The sequence below is a fragment of the Aneurinibacillus danicus genome, assembly GCF_007991215.1.
In the GTDB taxonomy this organism is placed as follows: Bacteria; Bacillota; Bacilli; order Aneurinibacillales; family Aneurinibacillaceae; genus Aneurinibacillus; species Aneurinibacillus danicus.
Window position 1 is genome coordinate 1 of sequence record NZ_BJXX01000229.1, and the last position, 5,346, is coordinate 5,346.

General features: G+C 40.5%; 6 protein-coding genes. 1 reads left to right on the forward strand and 5 read right to left on the reverse strand.

The features are described from left to right. Nucleotides 1–102 precede the first annotated feature (102 nt). The 3 genes from ADA01nite_RS21080 to ADA01nite_RS21090 form a co-directional block, all read right to left on the reverse strand. Entirely contained in the window at nt 103–1,251 is a 1,149-nt protein-coding gene (locus tag ADA01nite_RS21080) for an acyl-CoA dehydrogenase family protein (RefSeq protein WP_146812402.1), read from the reverse strand. Nucleotides 1,252–1,272: 21 nt separating this feature from the next. Next, nucleotides 1,273–2,127: a 3-hydroxyacyl-CoA dehydrogenase family protein gene (locus tag ADA01nite_RS21085; RefSeq protein ID WP_146812403.1), complete on the reverse strand. Its 855-nt coding sequence runs from the start codon at nt 2,125–2,127 to the stop codon at nt 1,273–1,275. Nucleotides 2,128–2,245: 118 nt separating this feature from the next. Then, the gene (locus tag ADA01nite_RS21090; RefSeq protein ID WP_146812404.1) at nt 2,246–3,439 is read right to left on the reverse strand and encodes a thiolase family protein; all 1,194 of its coding nucleotides are present in this window, start codon (nt 3,437–3,439) and stop codon (nt 2,246–2,248) included. A gap of 322 nt (nt 3,440–3,761) precedes the next feature. On the opposite strand from ADA01nite_RS21090, the gene ADA01nite_RS21095 reads away from it, so the two are divergent. Continuing rightward, the gene (locus ADA01nite_RS21095; protein ID WP_170230413.1) at nt 3,762–4,574 is read left to right on the forward strand and encodes an IclR family transcriptional regulator; all 813 of its coding nucleotides are present in this window, start codon (nt 3,762–3,764) and stop codon (nt 4,572–4,574) included. Nucleotides 4,575–4,688: 114 nt separating this feature from the next. Here ADA01nite_RS21095 and ADA01nite_RS21100 read toward each other — a convergent pair whose 3' ends face one another. Together ADA01nite_RS21100 and ADA01nite_RS21105 are read right to left on the reverse strand one after the other, a co-directional pair. Continuing rightward, entirely contained in the window at nt 4,689–4,988 is a 300-nt protein-coding gene (locus ADA01nite_RS21100) for a YciI family protein (protein ID WP_146812406.1), read from the reverse strand. Nucleotides 4,989–5,106: 118 nt separating this feature from the next. Further along, the coding region (locus tag ADA01nite_RS21105; protein ID WP_146812407.1) for an aldehyde dehydrogenase family protein at nt 5,107–5,346 on the reverse strand (240 nt) is incomplete at its 5' end.

Below are 5,346 nucleotides of genomic sequence, written 5' to 3' on the forward strand. Positions count from 1 at the left end.
GATTCATCAGCGGTAATATGTTCATTGATTTCCCATCTCCTAGAAAAAATGATGAAAAAGGATGGCTTCATACAGCCCTTCTCCTTTAACCCTTTGACAAAATTATCTATATTCCCGTCTTAACTGGGCTGCAATAATATTTTTCTGAATTTCGGATGTCCCCTCGTAAATTTTCGTAATTCTCGCATCTCGATAGTACCGCTCTATCGGGAATTCAGAGATATATCCAATTCCCCCATGAATCTGAACAGCTTTATCTGCTACACGGTTATACACCTCAGAGCCTAGCAATTTGACCATAGCGGCTTCTTTAATCACCTTCATTCCCTGGTCAACCATCCCGGCTACCTTATATGTCATACAGCTTAAGACCTCGATGTCAAGCGCCATTTCTGCCAAATAATGCTGAATAATCTGCTGCTCAAAAATCGGCTTTCCGAATTGTATCCGTTCTTCTGCATGTTTCATACACATGTCGAGCAATTTTTTACAAGAGCCAAGATTCCTTGCGGCAAGTCCCGCCCGTCCGTTTGCTAAAATTTTAAGAGCATTTACGTATCCCTGTCCTTCTTCTCCCAGTATGTTTTCTGCTGGTACTTCACAATCTTCAAAAAATAATTCTGCTGAATGAGAACCCCGCAGACCCATTTTCTTTTCAATTTTTCCTACATGAAATCCTGGAAAATCCTTTTCTACAATAAAGGAAGTAATTCCTTTCGCTCCTTTAGAAGGATCTGTAACCGCCATTACGGTAAACACATCAGCAATCGGTGCATTCGTAATATAATGTTTGCTGCCGTTTAGAATATATTTGTTGCCTTTTTTGACAGCCGTGGTTTTCAAATTGGTTGCATTTGACCCGGCGCTCGGCTCTGTTAAGGCAAAAGCGCCGATTTTTTCCCCTGTCGCCATTGCAGGTAGGTATTTTCGTTTTTGTGCTTCATTTCCCATTTCTACGATTCCTACTGAACCGATACCAGTATGGGCTCCAATGACCGTTGTAAAACCGTTATGTGTTTTACCCAGCTCCTCATAAATGGCGCATTTTCCAACCATTCCGATTCCGAGGCCCCCATATTCTTCAGGAATACTTAGTCCAAATAAACCCATCTCTTTTGACATGTCTAAGATTCGCTGTGGAATCTCATCCTTCTCCTCGATTTCCATCGCGGCCGGTTCAACTTCATATTCTACAAAGTCACGTACACCCTGCTGTAAAAGTTTAATATCTTCTGATAATTGGACAGACACGGAAATATCCTCCCCTTTCTATTAATCGTTATACGTATAAAATCCTTTTCCTGATTTCCGGCCCAGCCGTCCTGCTTTTACATATTTTACGAGAATGGGCGAGGGACGATATTTTTCGCCGAGGTGTTTGTATAAGTATTCCATATTACGTAAGCGGGAATCTAATCCCACAAGATCAGCCAGCGCAAGCGGACCCATAGGGTGGTTTAATCCTAGCTTGAGCGCCTTATCAATATCCTCGACGGAAGCGACCCCTTCCATCAACATATTCATTGCTTCATTTCCAATCAGACAGTTCATCCTACTTGTGACAAAACCCGGAAACTCGTTGACTTCAACTGTCTCTTTGCCCATTTTTTCTGCTACCTGTCTCGTCGTCTCAACGGTCGCGTCCGATGTATCGAGACCACGAATCATTTCAACGAGCTTCATTTTATGGACAGGGTTAAAGAAGTGCATAGCGATACATTGATCGGGCCGTGAGGTGGCGGCTGCAATTTCTGTCGGGCTCATTGTTGAGGTATTGGTAGCCAGGATAGTATGCTTGGGTACATAAGCATCTAGCTGCTTAAAAATATCAATTTTTACTTCCATTATTTCCAATGCTGCTTCAATAACAAAGTCGGCTGACATTGCTGCCTCTGTTAAATCAGTAGTATAGGACAAATGTTGCAAGGCTTGTTCCTGTTGTTGACCTGTAATAAAACCTTTTTCTACACTTTTGATCATTTCACTTATAATATATTGTCTGGCTTTTTCAAGCGCCTCGGTGGAAATATCCTGCAGCACTACATGAAACCCGGCAAGGGCGGCCGTATATGCGATCCCTCGTCCCATCGTGCCGCTGCCTATCACTGCGATATGACGTATATCCATAGAGAATGCATCTCCTTCTTCTGTTTGCTTGGCAGAAACCAATTCTATTGTGCTGTCACAAGCATCTTTTTAAATTCTTCCGTTAATAGAGGTACCATTTCAAATCAATCCCCTGCAATTAAACTTGTATGTTTTCTACGATGGTTGAAATCCCCTGCCCTCCACCAATGCAGAGGGTAACCAGTCCATATCTTTCTCCTCTACGTTCCATTTCGTGCAGTAGCTTTGTCATAAGAATGGCACCGGTTGCTCCAAGAGGATGCCCTAAAGCAATCGCTCCGCCATTTACGTTTACCTTTTCCAAATCCATATTGAGTTCTTTAATAACAGCCAGAGCCTGGGCTGCGAACGCCTCATTCAATTCTATTAACCCTATCTCATCTAACGACAGTCCGGTCATAGCTAAGGCTCTTTTTGTTGCCTGCACCGGTCCAATTCCCATAATTTCTGGAGAAACTCCTGAAACAGCCTGCGCAATAATCTTTGCTTTTGGTTTTAACCCGCGCTTCTTTGCGGCTTCTTCCGACATAACTAAAACCGCGGATGCTCCATCATTTCGACCACTACTATTGCCGGCGGTTACCGTACCATTTTCTTTAAACACCGGTTTCAAAGCACTTAACTTATCCAGACTGGTTAATCGCGGATGCTCGTCCGTGTCAAAAATACTCACTTCTTTTCGGACTTTCATTTCATAAGGAATTATCTCCTCCTGAAAATACCCTTTTTCAATTGCTTTATGTGCGAGTTCCTGGCTGCGAAGGGCGAATATGTCCTGCTCTTCTCTGGAAATGTTGTACCGTTCCGCTAAATTTTCCGCCGTAAATCCCATAGTGAGGTTTCCATAGACCTCAATTGGTTGTGAGCGGGGTTGGCTTTCCGTATTGGGATCGATAATCTCACCATTCCCTGCACCAAAACCATAACGCGCATGCCGGATATAATAAGGTGCTGTACTCATCGATTCAGCGCCGCCGGCTATAATCACATCGGATAATCCACTCATGATTTGTTGGGCTGCATTATTGATGGCCTGTAGCCCCGAGCCACACTGTCTGTGCACCGTATAACCTGGAACCTCAACCGGAAGTCCTGCACGCAATAAAGCCAATCGAGCTAAGTTCGGAGAGTCGGTACTCTGTTTTGTCTGTCCCAAAATCACTTCCTCTACTTCATTTTTTTCAATTCCCGTACGGGCTATAATTCCTTCAATTACTTTTGCAGCAAGGAAGTCTACCGGCGCATTCTTTAGACTACCTCCAATTCGTCCTACTGCGGTACGAACAGAGTCTACAATTACGACATTTTTCAATTTATATCCTCCTCGTATAGTGTGTTTTTGTCCTATTAAGAAATGGTTTTTAATTCATGTATGCACTACATAATTACAAACCACATACGCCATAACCGGACACCAACCACCTTTTTTGTTTCATATATGGAATATAGTATCTCTTATGGAACAATGATATAATCCATCACCATCTTAGTCAACAATTTTTAAAAATATTTTGATAAAATCTAATCAATATAACCTTGACAATTGATTGGGGAAATTATAAGGTATGGGGGAATTTAATGCCGATAGACAGAATGTAAATATCATTGAAACTTTTATATGTAGGAGACTGGATATGGAAAAAAATAATAAAGAAAAATCAGAAGTTCCATCTGTTGAAGCAACAGTTAAGATTTTGGAATATTTAAGCCGGTATAAAAATCGTGAACGTACATTATCACAAATCTCCAAAGATTTATCTATAAATAAAAGTAGTTGTCATAGGATACTAAAATTATTAAATAACTATCGTTTTGTTTCATACAATGAGAAATCAAAGCAATATAGTCTCGGGTCCTATCTTATTGTTTTAGGTTCCAGAGCATCTGAATTTATCGATTATCTTAATCTTGCTAAACCCCACCTTAAATGGGTGTGCGAACAAACAAAACAAACAAGCGTTTTACTCGAGCCTGTATCCCATGATCGGTTAATGTACGTCGCTAAAGAAGAACTCGATTCACCTAATCTTCCCGTCCGTATTACGGTAAAATTGGGACAGCATTTTCCGTTAACAAGCGCTTCCTTTGGCAAATGTTTCTTAGCCTATATGGAAGAGGATCAGGCAGATGAAATTATTCGGAAAGTCAACTTTAAGAAGTTTACAGATAAATCTATAACTGATTTTGAAAAGTTCAAAGAAAGCCTAAAAGAAGTTAAAGAAAAGGGGTATGCGGTAAGCTATGAAGAGCATACGCCCGGTCTTTATGGTGTAGCCGCACCTATTTTTGATGTTTATGGGAATGTATATATGGTTATTGCGTGTATTGGTCTTGCTTCACAGCTAGATGAAAACCATATTTCTTTTTGCGGAGAAAAACTGAAAGAAGCATCAAGAAGAATTATGGAGGTTCTCGGCGGCAAAGAACCCGTTTATTCGAAAAAGTAAGTGAATTACGTATCCGTTTTTCATGAAAAAAGCCATCCTTTCTCTAGTAGTTTACAGAAAGAATAGCTTATCCTAACATGATGTTCATATAGCCTCTCTATTATAGGATGCACTTTATTTTACTTTTGCATCAACAAAGCAACTAAATCGCTCATCATACTTAGTTGGAAAGAACTCGATTATATTGTATTCAGCAATTTGATGAATAAAAAACGGATCTTCTTTTATTATTTCTTGGACTTCCTCTTCTGTTTCGGCACTTATCAAAATAACGCCACCTACTCTTGGATTACGGCGACCAGAAAAAACAAACTTTTTTTCTGTATAATACGTATCCAAAAATGTTACGTGGTCATCCAACCACTTTTCAACCTCTTCAATTGGCTTTATATAGGTTAATAATACTAAAAACATATCATTATCACCTTCTATAGTATTAGAATCACCCTGTCCTTTGTTTGACTATAGCTCCCCTTTTCTGTGAAAATCGTGAGGAAAGAAGGAGTCTGCTATAGCCAAGTCAATAAAAATTTTATGGTTTCACTGTTATTGTTTTAATCGAAGTAAAGAATTCTATAGCGGCTTTTCCCAGTTCCCGGGAGTGGGAACTGGAGGCCTTCAACCCGCCAAACGGTGCCTGAAATTCAATACCGGTGCTTTCCCCATTAATTCGAATCATGCCGGCTTCCATTTCATTCATATATCGGAATACTTCATCTAAGTGGTTCGTAAAAATAGAGGCGCTCAAGCCGTACTTTACGTCATTCGCCAC